At 55.6% G+C, this 15,498-nt stretch carries 15 protein-coding genes; 11 read left to right on the forward strand and 4 right to left on the reverse strand.

What is annotated here, in order from left to right; translation table 11 throughout:
- The first annotated feature begins 468 nt into the window (after nt 1–468).
- Nucleotides 469–756 carry an HdeA/HdeB family chaperone gene (locus tag ACUZ9P_RS04780; RefSeq protein WP_324837434.1) on the forward strand — a complete coding sequence of 96 codons (288 nt, stop codon included), beginning with the start codon at nt 469–471 and terminating at the stop codon, nt 754–756.
- 64 nt (nt 757–820) lie between these two features.
- On the opposite strand, the gene mutY is transcribed toward ACUZ9P_RS04780, so the two are convergent.
- Complete coding sequence (mutY, locus tag ACUZ9P_RS04785) at nt 821–2,062, reverse strand: A/G-specific adenine glycosylase (protein WP_449248843.1); 1,242 nt, start codon at nt 2,060–2,062, stop codon at nt 821–823.
- Nucleotides 2,063–2,176: 114 nt separating this feature from the next.
- Here mutY and ACUZ9P_RS04790 point away from each other — a divergent pair, with 114 nt between their 5' ends.
- The 3 genes from ACUZ9P_RS04790 to ACUZ9P_RS04800 all read left to right on the forward strand — a co-directional run bounded on the left by ACUZ9P_RS04790 (nt 2,177) and on the right by ACUZ9P_RS04800 (nt 4,088).
- Nucleotides 2,177–2,686 carry a peptidylprolyl isomerase gene (locus ACUZ9P_RS04790; RefSeq protein WP_022659070.1) on the forward strand — a complete coding sequence of 170 codons (510 nt, stop codon included), beginning with the start codon at nt 2,177–2,179 and terminating at the stop codon, nt 2,684–2,686.
- Between the two features lie 142 nt (nt 2,687–2,828).
- Entirely contained in the window at nt 2,829–3,311 is a 483-nt protein-coding gene (locus tag ACUZ9P_RS04795) for a DinB family protein (protein WP_209818383.1), read from the forward strand.
- A 261-nt stretch (nt 3,312–3,572) separates the two neighbouring features.
- Nucleotides 3,573–4,088, forward strand: a complete 516-nt coding sequence (locus ACUZ9P_RS04800) for a YceI family protein (RefSeq protein WP_449248844.1) — start codon at nt 3,573–3,575, stop codon at nt 4,086–4,088.
- 354 nt (nt 4,089–4,442) lie between these two features.
- On the opposite strand, the gene tnpA is transcribed toward ACUZ9P_RS04800, so the two are convergent.
- Both tnpA and ACUZ9P_RS04810 read right to left on the reverse strand, forming a co-directional pair.
- Nucleotides 4,443–4,901, reverse strand: a complete 459-nt coding sequence (gene tnpA / locus ACUZ9P_RS04805; RefSeq protein ID WP_179979204.1) for an IS200/IS605 family transposase — start codon at nt 4,899–4,901, stop codon at nt 4,443–4,445.
- 201 nt (nt 4,902–5,102) lie between these two features.
- Nucleotides 5,103–5,564: a nuclear transport factor 2 family protein gene (locus ACUZ9P_RS04810; protein ID WP_449248845.1), complete on the reverse strand. Its 462-nt coding sequence runs from the start codon at nt 5,562–5,564 to the stop codon at nt 5,103–5,105.
- A gap of 170 nt (nt 5,565–5,734) precedes the next feature.
- Here ACUZ9P_RS04810 and cysK point away from each other — a divergent pair, with 170 nt between their 5' ends.
- From cysK to lpdA, 7 genes are all read left to right on the forward strand, one after another.
- Nucleotides 5,735–6,646: a cysteine synthase A gene (gene cysK, locus ACUZ9P_RS04815; protein ID WP_449248846.1), complete on the forward strand. Its 912-nt coding sequence runs from the start codon at nt 5,735–5,737 to the stop codon at nt 6,644–6,646.
- Between the two features lie 254 nt (nt 6,647–6,900).
- Complete coding sequence (locus ACUZ9P_RS04820) at nt 6,901–7,842, forward strand: chemotaxis protein (protein WP_298997855.1); 942 nt, start codon at nt 6,901–6,903, stop codon at nt 7,840–7,842.
- Nucleotides 7,843–8,065: 223 nt separating this feature from the next.
- Nucleotides 8,066–9,787, forward strand: coding sequence for a sigma 54-interacting transcriptional regulator (locus tag ACUZ9P_RS04825; RefSeq protein WP_449248847.1), 1,722 nt, complete (start codon nt 8,066–8,068; stop codon nt 9,785–9,787).
- A gap of 515 nt (nt 9,788–10,302) precedes the next feature.
- Nucleotides 10,303–11,898: a sodium:solute symporter family protein gene (locus ACUZ9P_RS04830; protein WP_449248848.1), complete on the forward strand. Its 1,596-nt coding sequence runs from the start codon at nt 10,303–10,305 to the stop codon at nt 11,896–11,898.
- Nucleotides 11,899–12,008: 110 nt separating this feature from the next.
- The gene (locus ACUZ9P_RS04835; RefSeq protein ID WP_449248849.1) at nt 12,009–12,461 is read left to right on the forward strand and encodes an OsmC family protein; all 453 of its coding nucleotides are present in this window, start codon (nt 12,009–12,011) and stop codon (nt 12,459–12,461) included.
- Nucleotides 12,462–12,577: 116 nt separating this feature from the next.
- Nucleotides 12,578–12,973, forward strand: a complete 396-nt coding sequence (gene gcvH, locus ACUZ9P_RS04840) for a glycine cleavage system protein GcvH (RefSeq protein ID WP_449248850.1) — start codon at nt 12,578–12,580, stop codon at nt 12,971–12,973.
- Nucleotides 12,974–13,009: 36 nt separating this feature from the next.
- On the forward strand, nt 13,010–14,413 hold the full coding sequence (lpdA, locus tag ACUZ9P_RS04845) for a dihydrolipoyl dehydrogenase (RefSeq protein ID WP_449248851.1): 1,404 nt from the start codon (nt 13,010–13,012) through the stop codon (nt 14,411–14,413).
- 229 nt (nt 14,414–14,642) lie between these two features.
- Here lpdA and sdhE read toward each other — a convergent pair whose 3' ends face one another.
- Nucleotides 14,643–15,497 carry an 8-methylmenaquinol:fumarate reductase membrane anchor subunit gene (gene sdhE, locus ACUZ9P_RS04850; protein WP_449248852.1) on the reverse strand — a complete coding sequence of 285 codons (855 nt, stop codon included), beginning with the start codon at nt 15,495–15,497 and terminating at the stop codon, nt 14,643–14,645.
- Nucleotide 15,498 lies beyond the last annotated feature (1 nt).

Below are 15,498 nucleotides of genomic sequence, written 5' to 3' on the forward strand. Positions count from 1 at the left end.
AGAAGTAAAACAGGCGGGGCAAGGCTTTTGTAATGCTGAATATTTTATATTTATGCGGCAATGTACATGGCTGCTCTGCGTGAATTATAAATTATCACGTATGAGTTGTTTGCGTATATTATAAATTGCATTTTTATACTGCGAGAGCACTCAATTTTTATTATGTTTGTGGGTGTATCTGAATTATTGGCAGTATGTCGACAAAATATAAAAAATAAGGGAGTGTTTTTTATACCGTGCGTAGCATTGAGGGCAATGTGGGTATATGCCTTATGTGGTGTCTGGTTAAACAGGATGCTGCTCTGGCGTATTATTGTCTATGCATAGCTTGAATATTATTGGATAAAATGGATAATTCATCTTTTTGTCCAGATTTAAGACATTGCAGCAATGGATTTTATCATGCTTCAATATGCTCTTTATGCTACCTGTTGTACGTCCTGAAACCTGTAACACTGGAAGTGCAAGATGAAAAAAGTATGTTTTGCAATCGTGCTGGCGGCCATGCTTGCCTTGCCCATGACTGCCTCGGCAAAGAGCGACAAGATAGATTTCGGCAAGCTGCCTTGCAGTGCGTTTGTGCAGTTGGACGCCCAGACCATGACCATGTTCTACTTCTGGCTTGATGGTTACGCCAGCGCCAAAACCGGCGACACGACTCTGGATGTCAACGCTGTGGAAAACAACCTGACCCAGATTATGAAGGTCTGCAAACAGAACCCCAAAAAGTCCGTACTTTCGGTCATTGCCGACTAATAGCGCAAAGGGCGGGCCGTATGGCCCGCCCCTGTTTCTTGGAGAGAATACCTTCAGCGGTCTGCTATGGTTTTTTCAGGGGTAGGTCTGCCTGACGGGACGCAGCCGTATTTGCGGCAGCAGCGCTGTCTTTTCCAATAGAAAAAAGCTTGTCTGCCAGCTTGCGGTGTGCAGCGGGCATTGCCAGAGTGTCCAGCTCTTGTGGTGTGACCCAGCGGGCCTCGGTGGCGGCAGAAAGTAGCGGCGGTTGTGGCGGGTCAACCGGTGCAGCCGCACTGTCAAACTCAAGGCCAAAGCAGTGCAGCGTCAGGCGGTAGGTGGTGTATCCGTGCCGGATAATGCCATACTGCGCCGCCACTCGCACGGCAAAGCCCGTTTCTTCCATAAATTCCCGCACGGTGGCCTGTTCGGGACTCTCATCCTGCTCAACCCGGCCGCCGGGAAATTCCCACAGATTGCCCCACACGCCCGAAGGCGGGCGTTTTTGTACAAAAAACTTGTTGCCGCAGCGTAAAACCCCGGTCACGGCGTTGACGGGCTTGATGGTGGCTCGCTTTCCGGGCACCGGGCGCTGGTCTGTGATCCCCAGATGCAGGCTGATGCAGAATTGGGCCAGCGGGCATTCTGCGCAGCGCGGTTTTTTGCCGCAAACAAGCGCCCCAAGCTCCATCATGGCCTGATTGTGCTCGCGCGATTTGCCCTCAGGCACCAGCCGCAAGGCCCAGCGGTGGATGATCCCCGCTGCCGGGTTCTGCTTGACAGGGCTGTCCACATCAAAAATGCGCGCAATGACGCGTTCCACATTGGCGTCCACGCACGGCAGTTTTTCACCAAAGGCAATGCTTGCCACCGCGCCTGCCGTGTAGGGGCCAACGCCGGGCAAACCACGGATGGCTTCAAGCTCTGAGGGAAAAACGCCGCCGTGTTCCGCCATGATTTTGCGGGCGGCGGTCAGGATGTGTCTGGCGCGCGAATAGTAGCCAAGGCCTTCCCATTGGCGCAGCACGTCTTCCTCGCTGGCGGCGGCGAGGCGGGCTATGTCGGGGAAGCGCTGCATCCAGCGGTTGAAATAGCTGACGCCCCGCTCCATCTGGGTTTGCTGGAGCATGACCTCTGAAATCCACACTTCGTAGGGCGTGTAGTTGATCCGCCACGGCAGGCGGCGCTGGTTTGCGGCAAACCAGTTGAGCAGGGCGTTTTGCAGTTCGCCAAGGTGATCCTGGGGCGGCAGATGCGTGCTGGCAGCGGCCTGTTCCGGCATGCCCGGCAGTGTTGCCGGTTGGGGCTTGGAAGTCTTGCGGTTCATGCTGCGAAGCCTATACCGGGAAACGGGCATTGTCATCCGCGCTTCCATACCCTATATTCGCGCCAATGGCGGGGCGAACGCCCGCTGTGCAGAATAACCATTCAAGGAGCACCCATGTCCGACAATCCTACGGTTTTGCTGGAGACTTCCTCCGGCGACATTCTTGTGGAGCTTTATGCCGACAAGGCCCCCCAAACCGTTGCCAATTTTTTGAAATATGTGGATGACGGCTTTTATGCCAACACCATTTTTCATCGCGTTATCCCCGGCTTCATGATCCAGGGCGGCGGCCTCGGCGCGCGCATGGACGAAAAGTCTACCCGCGAGCCTGTGACCAACGAAGCCGACAACGGCCTCAAGAACGAGCGCGGCACCCTGGCCATGGCCCGCACCCGCGATCCCCACAGCGCCACCGCCCAGTTCTTCATCAATCTGGTGGACAACGATTTTCTCAACCACAGCTCCCCCACCCCTGACGGCTGGGGTTACTGCGTTTTCGGCAAAGTGACCGAAGGCATGGAGAATGTGGACAAAATTGCCAAGGTTAAGACCAAGACCGTGGGCTTTCATGAAAATGTGCCCACCGACATGGTGCTGATCACCGGGGCAAGCCGCTTCGAATAAATGGCGCGGCAGGCTTTGCCTGCACCGCTGTCGCATGGAACCGCCGTATGCCCGCAATTGCGGCGCTGCGGCGGTTTTGTGTTTGAGCGGCCTTTTACGCACAGGCAAGCTGTGCGCCAAACCTGAAAGAAGAGGAAAAGCCATGTCCAGAGAAATTGTTGCCGCCCTTGAAGAACCCTATCAGCGCTCTTGGGCCCTGCTGGCCCAGTATATGGACATCTGCCCCGAAAACATCTGGGCCGAAACCAACGGCGGCTGGCCCGTGTGGCAGCAGGTGGCCCACGCCATTGCCGTGCTGAACTTCTTTATTCTTGAAAGTGACGACGAAACTTTTTTGCCCGCGCCTGCCGGTATTGGCGTGCTGATGCTCAAGGAGCAGGGCAAGGATGTTGTGAGCAAAGAAGCCATGCAGGCTTATGGTAAATCCGTAAAGGCCGCAGTGGACGCACGGCTGGCGGCGCTTTCCAATGCCGACCTGACCAGGGTGCAGGAGCGCGTGAGCAAAAAAATTGGCCGGGATCTCACCTATGCGGCCATGATTGCCATGCTGGCCTCGCACACCACCTACCATCTGGGTTCCTGTGATGCGGCTTTGCGGGATCATGGCTTGCCGGGCGTGTTTTAGGCTGCAACAGTTTTTGCTGTTGGCAGGGAGTTCTGCGGCAAGCTTTGGGTCTGCCGCAGAACTCCCTGCACTGCCCGCATATCACGAACAAGGGCGGGCAGCGGCGCAATTTTTTTTGATAAATCATCTGGAACAACTTGACTCGGCAGCGTAGAGCCTTAACTAAAAACCATAGCTTGAACGTATGTTTTTCCGGCAGGCGTTGCCGATAAAAACAGCAATATAGATTTGAGCGCAACCTGCACTAAGCGGGAGGTTGTTATGGCTACCTGGAAGAACGATCCCGACCATTCGCACCTTGGTTTTGTGGTGCGGCATCTCATGATTACCGACATTAACGGCAGGTTTGCAGACGTTGGCATTGACCTTGAAACCGGCAACGATGATCTTTCTGACGCAGTCTTTACCATGACGGCCAAGGCTGTGAGCATTGACACGCATGTGCATGCGCGGGACGAGCACTTGCGCTCGCCGGATTTTTTTGATGTGGCGCAGCACCCCGAAGTTACCTTCCAGAGCACATCTGTGCGCCTTGGGCCGGATCATACCGGAACCATAACAGGCCTGCTCGAAATGCGCGGCACCTCGAGAGAAGTGACGTTCAACATCACAGCCAGCGACCGTATCACCAACCCCATCAACAGCAAGGAAACGCAGTCTTTCAGCATCACTGGCGAGGTGAATCGCAGCGACTTTGGTATTGGCCCCAACATCCCGGCAGCCATTGTGGGCGACAGGGTGAAGGTGGCTGCCAACTTTGAAGTTTCGCCAGCCTAGGCATCTGAATATTGAGATGTTTTGCGGGGGGTCTTTGATTTGAGAGCCCCCGCGGAATATGACCAAGCATTGTTTGCTCTGTCTGCTGTTTTTGCTTGCATGCCTGAAACGCTCACAATGATTACTTTCCGCCTCCGATCTTTCCCACCACGCGAAATCCGGCCCCGCCATACCCCGGGTTACGTTTAAAAGCCGCTCCTGCTAACAGGGGCGGCTTTTTATTCTTCTGCCCAGGATTCTTCCGCACAATAAATATCCCCCGGCATAGCCGGGGGTTTTTCATATGCGCCTGTAAGGCTCTCTTACCAGCTGCGCCCTAGCAGGCGCATGCACGATCTGACATTTGCATTTCTGTTACTTGCGGCCCGTAAACGGGCTTCCTGGATACGGGAGACTCAGCTGATCACCGAGTTTATCCCGATCCAGCTGTTTCTTTATGTAATCTTGAATCTTAGCCGTGTTTTTGCCTACTGTATCTACATAAAAGCCACGGCACCAAAACTCACGGCTGCGGTATTTAAATTTGAGATCGCCGAATTGCTCATAGAGCATCAAACTACTTTTACCTTTTAAGTACCCCATAAAACTAGATACGCTTATTTTCGGAGGTATCTCAAGCAACATGTGGATATGGTCAGGGCAACATTCTGCTTCTAGTATTTTTACATCTTTCCACTCACACAGCTTACGCAAAATATCCCCTACCGCTCGCCTTTTCTCACCATAGAATACTTGTCTGCGATATTTGGGAGCAAAGACGATGTGATATTTACAGTTCCACTTTGTGTGAGCTAAACTTTTTGCGTCACCCATTGTGACCTCCTTTTGATTTGTTTCGTTTGCAGTTGCCAGACCGCAAGTCGTTGTAACAAATCAAAAGGAGTTTTGCTGACATGCTTAAAGCTTTAAGCTTTACGGAACCCCCCGCCTAGCGGGGGGTTTTCTTCATACAAAAAAGGCCGGGTGCACATGCCCCGGCCTGATGGCCCCCATCGGGCCGATCGGTTTTTAACCTTACTGGATCTTGCAGTTGCCGTCGTTGCAGTCTTCGGAGGCGATCACAGGAGTGGCCTGGAACAGCACAACCTGTTCGCGCCCCTTGTTGGTGATGACCACCACGGTAATGCGCATGAGGCCCTCGGGCAGCGCAGGCGTGGCCTTGGCCTTGAGGTAGCCTGTGCCGGTGATGAGCTTGGCGTCGCTGATCAAGGCAGTGCGGGCATTTGTGAAGGTAAGGCGGTCAATGACCAGTTCCTTGCTCTTGATGGTGTTGATGAAGTGTTCCTTGTCCTCAATGTGCCCGTTGGCATTAATATGCCAGTAGTTGGGGGCCAGCAGGGTTTCAAGGGCCGGGACGTCGCCTGTCATGACGGCTTCGGTATACAGCGCCACGGTGTCGGCCTTGGCGTGGGCAAGCCCGCCGGAAAGGGCAATAACAAGGGCTATGAACACAGTGGTTACTTGCAGAATCTTCATGGTATCCTCCCTGAAGGGGCTATTGGAGCGGCCAGACCGAAAATTGCCAATGTGCACGGATTCTTCTATGGTTATATGTAAAGAGTTAAGCAAAACTCTCCCATTGTAAAGCGAATATCTGCCATAGAGCCGGATTTCCTGGTATTTTTTACTGTGAGGCTTATGTTTTCATGTTAACCAGCATTTTACAAACCATTGGCAACACCCCCATGCTGCGGCTTGATCTTTCACGCGATCTGCCCGGCACTGTCTGGCTGAAGCTTGAAAATCGCAATCCCGGCGGTTCCATCAAGGATCGCGTGGCTTTTCACCTTGTTGGCGAAGCTCTGGAAGAGGGGCGTGTAGAGCCGGGTGGGGTGCTGGTGGAGGCCACCAGCGGCAATATGGGCATAGGCATGGCCCTGGTTGCCTCGGTGCGTGGCTTTCGCTGCATACTGACCATGCCCGAATCCATGAGCGTTGAGCGCCGCAACCTCTTGCGGGCGCTGGGCGCAGAGCTTGTGCTCACCCCGGCGGAACAGGGCATGAGCGGGGCTGTGGCCGCTGCAAAGTGCATTGCCGATGAGCAGGATGCCTTTGTACTCGGCCAGTTTACCAATCCGCAGGCTGTGGTAGCCCATTACAAGACCACCGGGCCGGAAATTTTCAAGGACAGCGTGGGAAAGATGGACGTGCTGGTTGCGGGCGTTGGCTCCGGCTCGACCATCACTGGCGTAGGGCGGTATCTCAAGGAGCGCATACCCGGTTTCAGGGTCGTTGCCGTGGAGCCAGCCGCTTCGCCGGTGCTCTCGGGCGGCAAACCAGGGCCTCACCTCATTCAGGGTATTGGGGCTGATTTTGTGCCTGCCATCCTTGACCGCGCGCTTTTGGACGAGATTATCCAGATGGACGGCGAGGAAGCCATAAGAACCGCCCGTCTGCTCATGGAGCACGGCATCATGGCGGGCATATCCACAGGCTCCAACGTGCGCGCGGCCCTTGACCTTGCGGCGCGGCCAGAAATGCAGGACAAGAATATCGTTACCTTTGCCTGCGACACGGGCGAACGCTACATGTCGACGCGGTTGTTTCACGGAGTATAAACTGCTGGCAAGCTGGCTTTGCACCTAATTTATGACGGTATTTTCAATGCTAATGCACTCAGTTTGATATGTTCCCCGTTTTGTGCGAAACAGAAAAATGTGAAAAAAACTGTCTTTTCGGCCTGCATGGCTAAATATTTGCACTTGGCAACCGATAAGAGAGTCAGCGTAAGCTTCGCTCACCGGCTGGCAGCAAACAAGTTCAGGTCTGCCGTCCGACATTAACGGGCTTCAGCCCAACGGAGAGCATTTCCATGGCGCAGACCAACATCCTGCTGGAAACCGGCACCAACGAGCTGGAAATTGTGGAATTTTTCGTCAACCAGGACGGTTACGAAGCCCACTATGGCCTCAACGTGGCCAAGGTGGTTGAAATTGGCCGTCGCCAGCCGGTGACTGCCATGCCGGAAATGCGCCATAAAGCGCTTTTGGGCGCGTTTCTGCACCGCAATGGCCGTGTGGTGCCGCTGATTGATATGGCCCAGTTTTTGGGCAGCGGCCCCATTGAAAACGAAGACGCCAAGGTTATCGTCACCGAATTCAACGGCGTATGTACGGGCTTTCTGGTGTCGGGGGTCAACCGCATCTATCGGCTGAGCTGGACGGATGTGGAAGCGCCGGGGCAGTTTTTGCAGAATGTGAGCCGCAGCTCGGTAACGGGCGTGGTGCGGCTGGAAGAGCGCGTGATCTTTTTGCTGGATCTTGAAGCCATTGTAGCCGAACTGCATCCGGCCATGGCCATGCGCTTTGACTCCTCAGACATGCGGCACAGCGGGGAAAAAATTTACAATATCCTGCACGTGGACGATTCAAGCAGTATCCGCAGCCTGCTGCTCGATCTGCTCAACAAGGAAGGCCGCTTTACCGTGACGCAGAAGGTCAACGGGCAGGAAGCCTGGGATTACCTTAAGGTTCTGCGCGACCGCTGCGAAGCCGAAGATCGCCCCATTTCCGATTTCATTCACGGCGTCATCACAGACATTGAAATGCCCGGCATGGACGGTCTGGCCCTGTGCAAGCACATCAAGGATGAAAGAGTCCTTAAAAAGTTGCCCGTGGCCATCTTCTCTTCCATGATCAATGAACCGCTTGCCAAGAAATGCGCTGTTGTGGGGGCTGACGTGCAGTACACCAAGCCCGATCTCAAGGTGCTTTCCGTCAAGTTGTATGATCTGGTGACCGAAGCCTGGGGTTAAGGCAGTTTTCGCTTAAAATGCTCTGAAGGCCCTGACCGCACTGGTCAGGGCCTTTTTGCGTTATGGCATTTTTGTGCGCTCTCCTTCAGCCCGCAGCCCCTTTCTTGCCCAGCCCTGAAACCTTCAGTATGCTACACAAAGGGTCTCGCAAATTTACTGCTGAAAAATCTGTAAAGCCCCATACCTGCTGGATCAGCGTCCACTTTTTTACCCTGAGATGCCTATGCCCGCCCTGCCGGAAGAAAAAATGCTTGTCGAACAGGTAATGCACGACAACCCGGAAACCCTGACCCCTGACCATAAGCTCAAGGACGCGCTCCCGGTGTACGAACGGCACGGCGTGAACTGCGTGCCCATTCTGGATGCGGAAAAGAGGGTCAAAGGCATTCTCACCATTTTTCGCATGGTACAGGCCGTGCGCGCAGGGAAGTCCTTTGAAACGCCCATCAGCGAGGTCATGGACACCAACCTTGTCAGCATCCGCAACGATGACACCTTTGGTATGGCGTGCAGCATGCCCATCGACAGAATGCTTGTGCTGGATCATGAAGACAGGCTTGTGGGCGTTTTGACCAAGAAGGAACTGATCCACAAAATATACGTGGCCTTCAGAAATGCGGATATCCACAACCGCGAGTTGAGCGAGGTTATCAACTGCGCCACTGACGGCATCATGATTTTTGATGCCGAAGGAATCCCGCTGTTCAGTAACGACAAAATCCGCAGCTTGCTGCCAGATTGCGACAATATGGCAGCGCCCGCTTCTCCGGACATGGAGGTCGTGGGCGACCTGTTGAAAAAAGCGGTGGCCCACCGCAAGGCGCACAGTTCACTGCTTGAAGATCACAACGGCAAGCAGGTGGTGCTCACCATAACGCCCTTGTTTGATGAAAAGGAAAAGCTGTTTCGGTGCGTGCTTTCCGCGCAGGATATGACGGAAATCAACCGCCTGCAGACAGAGGCGGAGAATACGCGGCGGCGGCTTGCGGCCTTTCAGGAGGCCTCGCACAAAGGCAAAAAGGTCATTGCGTGCAATCCCTCCATGCTGCGTTTGCTACGCGAGGCTGAAAGGCTTGGCAGCGTGGATTCAACCGTGCTCATCACTGGTGAAACCGGCACGGGAAAAGAAGTGCTGGCCATGCATATCCACAGCCACAGCGGCCGCCGTAACGGGCCGCTTGTGCAGATCAATTGCGGCACCATTCCCCAGCACCTCCAGGAAGCGGAACTGTTTGGCTACGAAAAAGGCAGCTTTACCGGGGCCAATGCCAGCCGCGTGGGCATGCTTGAGGTCGCCAACGAGGGAACCCTCATGCTCGATGAAGTGGGCGAAATGGATATGTCCCTCCAGGTCAAGCTGCTGCGCGCCCTTCAGGAGGGTGTGATCTATCGCATCGGAGGGCGTAAGCCTGTCCACCTCAATGTGCGCATCATTGCCATGACAAACAGGGATCTGCTTAAAATGGTGCGGGAAAACACCTTTCGTGAAGACCTGTATTATCGTCTCAATGTGATTCCGCTTGCGGTGCCGCCCCTGCGTGAAAGGCCGGAAGACATCCTGCCGCTTGCACAGCATTTTCTTGCCAGTTTCAGCAAAAAATATTCTACCCGGTGCATGATCGGGCCAGAAGAAGAGCAGATGCTCCTGGCCTATCCCTGGCCGGGCAATGTGCGCGAACTGGGGAATTTTGTGGAAAGGCTGACCATTGCCAGTTTTTCCGCCGGGCATTGTGCATCAGTGTGGGAGAGTATTGCTCCGGCTGGCAGGGCTGCAGCTGTCGGTGCTGGCAACATGCGTGACCAGATCAAGATGTTTGAACGCCAGTGCATCGAAAGCGGACTTGCCGCCACAAGCAGCATCCGCGCCGCCGCGCGCAAGCTGGGCATATCCCATCCCACGCTGTTGCGTAAAATGCGGGAGCACGGCCTTTCGGTTCAGGAATGAACCACTTGGCGTGGCCTTTTGCTGTATGACGTTATCAGCACGAGTTCCGGTGCCGTTTTCCTGTGAAAGGGCTACGTTCTGACTGTGGTTTAAAAATGAACCGCATGGTTTGATTTTGAACCATTGTTTCGACACAGGCCCGGGGTTGCCTTCAAAATTATTAACTCAATTAAAACAAATTGTTATATATTTCATTTGCTGAGCATTGTGCGCAGCGAGGCCCGCGAAGTATACGCGGGCTTTTTTATATCTATTTGATAATCAAGATAAAACTTTTTGGAACAAACATTGCTAAGACAGGCTCACAATAGAAAGGCTTTGGTGAAGTGATGCTGTACAAACACAGTCACGAGAACGTTCAGTCGCAGTTGCCGCCACGGGCCCGGTCGGCGCGCGCCTGAGATAGAGAAAAGCAGGCTGCAGCGGTCAGCCGTACAGCCCATGCGCACGGGCTTTACCCTTGCCGTTCCGCCGCCAGACAGCGGCAAAATCATCCGTTATGATGAGGAGTTTATATGTCATCTTCGGCTTTTTGGATGTTCGGCCTTGCACTCGCGTATACGCTCCTGCTCATTGTCATGAGCCAGATAGCCAAGAAAAAGGCCAAGGCGGGCGAAGATTTTTTTGTGGGCGGGCGCAAGTTCAGCCGATGGACCGTGGCCTTTTGCATTACAGGCCTCTTTTCAGGCTCAACCTATATCGCAATCCTCGAACTTTCATATTTTACAGGTATTTCAGCCATCTGGTACGGCGTTGCGGAACTGACCCACGTGCTCATCATCGCACTGGTGCTGATCGGGCCGTTCCGCAAAAGAATGATGGTCACCATTTCTGGCCTCATTGGCGATAAATACGGACGCATGGCAAAGGGCATAGCCGGAACCATCACGGCCATCACGTTTCCCATGTGGTCTGTGGCTACGGCGCTTGCTTTCGCCTCGTGCATCAACGCCCTCACAGGGCTGGACATGCTTGCCTCGGTCGTTATTACCGCGGCGCTTATGTATGTCTTTTTGAGTGCTGGCGGCATGTGGTCTGTGGCCATGACCCAGACTGCGAATTTTTTTGTGTTCATGGGCATGTTTGCGGTGGCCATTTACGCCATTGGCGTCAATCCGGGCTACGGCGCGCTGGCAACCTTTCTGGAGACAAACGTCAAGTACGGCAGCCTGACCAGCGTTGGCCTGCAAACCATTCTGGCCTGGTTTGGCACATTCCTGATCAATGTGCTGCTGGCGCAGGCCGCATTCCAGATGGCCCTGTCGTGCAAAACAGCGGACGAAGGGCGCAAGGGCCTGCTGATCGCTGGCGGATTCAACATCATCTTCATTGTCATGGGTGTTCTTGTGGGCGTTGCTGCGGCTATCACCATGCCCGGCAATGCGCGCGGCCTTGTGGCTGTACCCAAATATCTTATGGAAACCCTGCCCGCGCCCATGGTTGGCATGTTCACGCTGGGCATCTGGGCCTGCGCCCTTGGCTGGGGCGCTCCGTGCCAGTTCTCCGGCGCAACCAGCCTTGGCAGGGATGTCGGCTCGGCCCTGTTCCCTGACGCGTCAGACGCCAAGCTTGTGCATTTTACCCGCATATCTCTGCTGGCGCTGACGGCGCTCATGATTCTGTTTGGCTATCTGCGTTCTGAACAGGCCGCGTGGTGGAATATCTTCGCCTGGACGGCCCGCAACGGCGCAACCTTCGCTCCCATGGTCGCAGCCCTGTTCTGGGGCGTTGCCACGCCCCGTGCCGCTGTCACCGCCCTTGTGGCCGGTTGCGGCGCTGGCCTTGTGTGGAACTGGATGGGCGGTTGGGCCGTCAACAGCTTCTATCTCAAGATACATCCCGTGTGGGTGGCCATGGCCGCCAATATTATTGGCATGACAGTCGTTTCTCTGGCTGAACGCGGCTGGAGCGTCATCACGCCGCAGGGCGGAGCCGCCATGCTGCGCAATGCGGCGCTGTTGGTAGTTCTGGCCTTGCTTGTCTGCCTGGTTTCGGCTGGCGGGTGGCTCTATGCCACAGGCCTTTGGGGCATGACGGCTTTTCTGCTTGTTCTTCTTGTCTGGATTGCCCTCATTGTCAGCACGGAACGTCAACAAGCATCTGCCCGCTAGAGCGGTCGTTACAAAAATTTGCGCTGCCAAATGCCCGCACGGCGAACATGCATAGATGCTTAGGCGCGCCAGCATGCATTTAAAGCGATAATACCTTAAAGGGGTTTACCATGCCTATGATTAACGTTGAATGGAAAGGGAACATGCTGTTTGAAGGAAGGGATTCCGATAACCGCCCTGTGATTATGGATGCCTCTGCCATATATGGCGGCAATAACGAAGGCGTACGCCCCATGGAGCTGCTGCTTATTTCTCTGGCGGGCTGCACGGGCATTGAAGTGGGCCATGCCCTCAACAAAATGCGTGTTCCCTTCACAGAATTCAAAATCTCTGCCGATGCTGTGCGCCGCGAAGAAATTCCGCAGATATTTACGGAAATCAATGTGGAATACTCAGTCAGCGGCGAAGGCGTCACCCTGGAAAAATTTGTGCGCGCATTTGAGCTTGGAGCCGTCAAATACTGCTCCGTAGCCAATATGCTCAAGGTGGCGAGCCGCATCAACTACAGCTTTGTGGTCAACGGCGAACACCACGCCTACCCTCTGCCGACCGCATCGGCCTAGTTGAGGCGGAACAGCGGAACTGACGACGCTTTTTACCATTGCGACAGGCAGTTCCCCACCACATCGATGGGGCCGGGAAGTTCGCGAACTTCCCGGCCCCGTGTACAGGAGACAGTATGCCTCAGTATAACTTGCCAGAAGATCTGTTTTACACCCCGGAGCACATCTGGGTGCGGCAAGAGGGAGATGAACTGGTGCTGGGCATTACGGACTTTGCCCAAAGCCAGCTTGAAGAAGTTGTCTATGCGGACGTGCCCAACGTTGGCGCGCAGCTGGAAGCCGAAAAAGAATTCGGCTCGCTGGAATCCATGAAGACCGTCAGCGCCTTGTTTGCGCCGATTACCGGAACCGTCATTGCGGTCAACGGCGATCTGGAAGATTCCCCTGCCCTGATAAACCAGGATTGCTACGGCAAAGGCTGGATCGCGCGCGTACGGCCCGAAGCTCCGGCAGGCTCGCATGCTCTGCTGCGCGCAGCGCAGTACGGCCAGTTGCTGCCGCAAAACAGTTAGCTTTCTGTGCCTTAAAATATGCGCGAGGATGATCGAATGAAAAAACTGACCATCATCGGCAGCGGCCCTGCCGGATATACGGCGGCCTTTGCAGCGGCCCGCGCCGGGCATGACGTAACGCTTGTGGAAAGCGAAGCCATTGGCGGCACATGCCTCAATTCCGGCTGCATTCCCACCAAGACGTTCAAAAGTTCCGCAGATATTCTGGACAAGTTCCGGCACATGAGCGAATTCGCCGTTACGGGCTCATCGCAGGCAGCCATTGATATGGCCCTCCTTCTGGAGCGCAAAAACCGCGTTATCCGGCTGCTGGCTCAGGGGCTGGAAAAATCTTGCGCACATCTGAATGTGGCTGTGGCCAGGGGCAGGGGCCGCCTTGTCAGCGCGCAGCAAGTGCAGGTGACGGCAAAGGATGGAGGCACACAGCGGATTGACGGTGATGCCGTCATTCTTGCGGTTGGCTCAAGGCCTTTGGAACTCCCCGCCCTGCCCACAGACAAGCGCCACATCCTGACCAGCGACGACGTTCTGAATCTGGATCGTGTTCCCGCAAGTATCTGCATTGTGGGCGGCGGCGTGATAGGCTGCGAGATGGCCTGCATTTTCAGGGCATTTGGCGCTGAGGTTACGGTAGTTGAAGGGCAGAACCGTCTGTTGCCCTTGCCTGCGGTTGATGAAGAAATCAGCAAGCTGCTGCACCGCGAACTGAAAAAAGCGGGAATCAAGGTCGAAACGGGAGTCACTGTCAGCCGGGCCGAAGTGGGCGACGGTGGAGTGCGCCTGCATACAGAAGCTGCCAGCGGCGAGCGCTCATCCGTGCCGCCTCCGCTTGAGGTGGAAAGCGTGTTTGTCACTGTTGGGCGCGTGCCGGATACGGAGGGACTGGGGCTGGAAACGGCAGGCGTGGCATGTGACGCGCGCGGCTGGGTGCAGACCGATGCCTTTCTTGAAACGTCCGTGCCGGGCGTATACGCCATTGGCGACATTCTTGGCCCGGGAAAAATCATGCTGGCCCATATGGCCGCCGCAGAGGCGGAATGCGTGGTCGAAAACCTGGGGCAGCAGTCAACGCCGTGTGATTATTCCCTTGTGCCCTCGGCTATTTTCACAACGCCGGAGATAGGCTGCGTGGGGCTTTCTGAAGCGCAGGCGCTGGCAAAAGGGCGCAATGTGCGTTGCGCCCGACTGCACGTGCGTGAACTGGGCAAGGCGCACGCCATGGGCGAAATCGCCGGGATGTTCAAACTGGTCATTGATGCGGAAAGCCAGGCAATCCTGGGAGCGCATATTTGCGGCCCGCATGCCACAGACCTCATAGCCGAGGCGGCGCTGGCAATCCATATGGGGGCAAGTGTCGAGGATGTGGCCAGCACCATTCACGCGCACCCCACCCTTGCGGAAGGTTTTGGCGATCTGTGCCGCATCGCCAAACTGGCGTAAGGCCTGCCCTGCGCCGGAGCGCATGCGCACTGCGATGTCCGTTGCTGCGCATGCGCCATCTTTTTGAGCAGTCAGACTACGAAATAGTTGCCAGCTTGCGAGTAAGCTGACCTTCAAGCGTTAATCTGCCTCAGCAATGCGCAACCCCCTCTCGGGTAGGGACACGAGAGGGGGCGCGCATGGGGCGGCCAGGGGTAGGGGCCGCCTTTTGTCACTATTTCAGGGCTGTTTAGCCCATCTTGGTGGCGTCAATCACGTTGTAGTCGAGGCCCAGTTCCTTGCCGGGAATACCCAGGGCAAGGCCCACCAGCTGCGAAAGGTGCAGCACGGGCACACGGGCTTTCGACTTGGCTATATCCTGCGCTGCTTCCTGATAAATGTCGAGCTGCATTTGGCAGAGCGGGCAGGGGGTTACAATGCAGGCCGCGCCGGAAGTTGCCGCGCTGTCCACAATCTGGCTGGTCATGCGCATGACGGATTTTTCCGCCGGATACACGGCGTGGAAGCCGCAGCAGTCCAGCCGCTTGGCAAAGGGGACCGTCTGCCCGCCAAGGGCGGCCACCACGGTCTCAAAGCTTGAGGGATTCACCGAGCTTTCAAAGCCCAGGGCGGATTCGGGCCGCAGGCTGTGACAGCCATAAAAGGCCGCCACTTTAAGGCCCGCAAGCGGCTTGGTCACCTTGGCCTTGAGGGTCTGGGCGTTTTGCGCCAGCACCCAGAGCAGGCTGGTGACTTCGCTGGTGCCGTTATAGGTCATGTTGCCCTTGGCAAGAAAGGTGTTGATGCGGTCCTTCTTGCCGCCGTCAAGCTCTGCCTTGGCGCGACGCAGCATGAGCAGGCAGGTGCTGCACGAGGTCAGCACGGGCAGGCCCATCTTTTCGGCCAGGGCGATGTTGCGGGCGTTGGCAACCAAGGTCGCCACGGGGTCAACATCCTGAGCCTGGGAAGCGCCGCAGCAGCTCCAGCCGGGGATTTCCTTGAGTTTGATGCCGAGCTTCGGGGCCACGGCCTCAAGAGCCATCTTGGATTCCTTGGCGGCCTGAGTCAGCACGCAGCCGGGAAAAAAGGCGAATTCGGTCTGCATA

Source organism: Desulfovibrio intestinivivus (genome assembly GCF_053570665.1).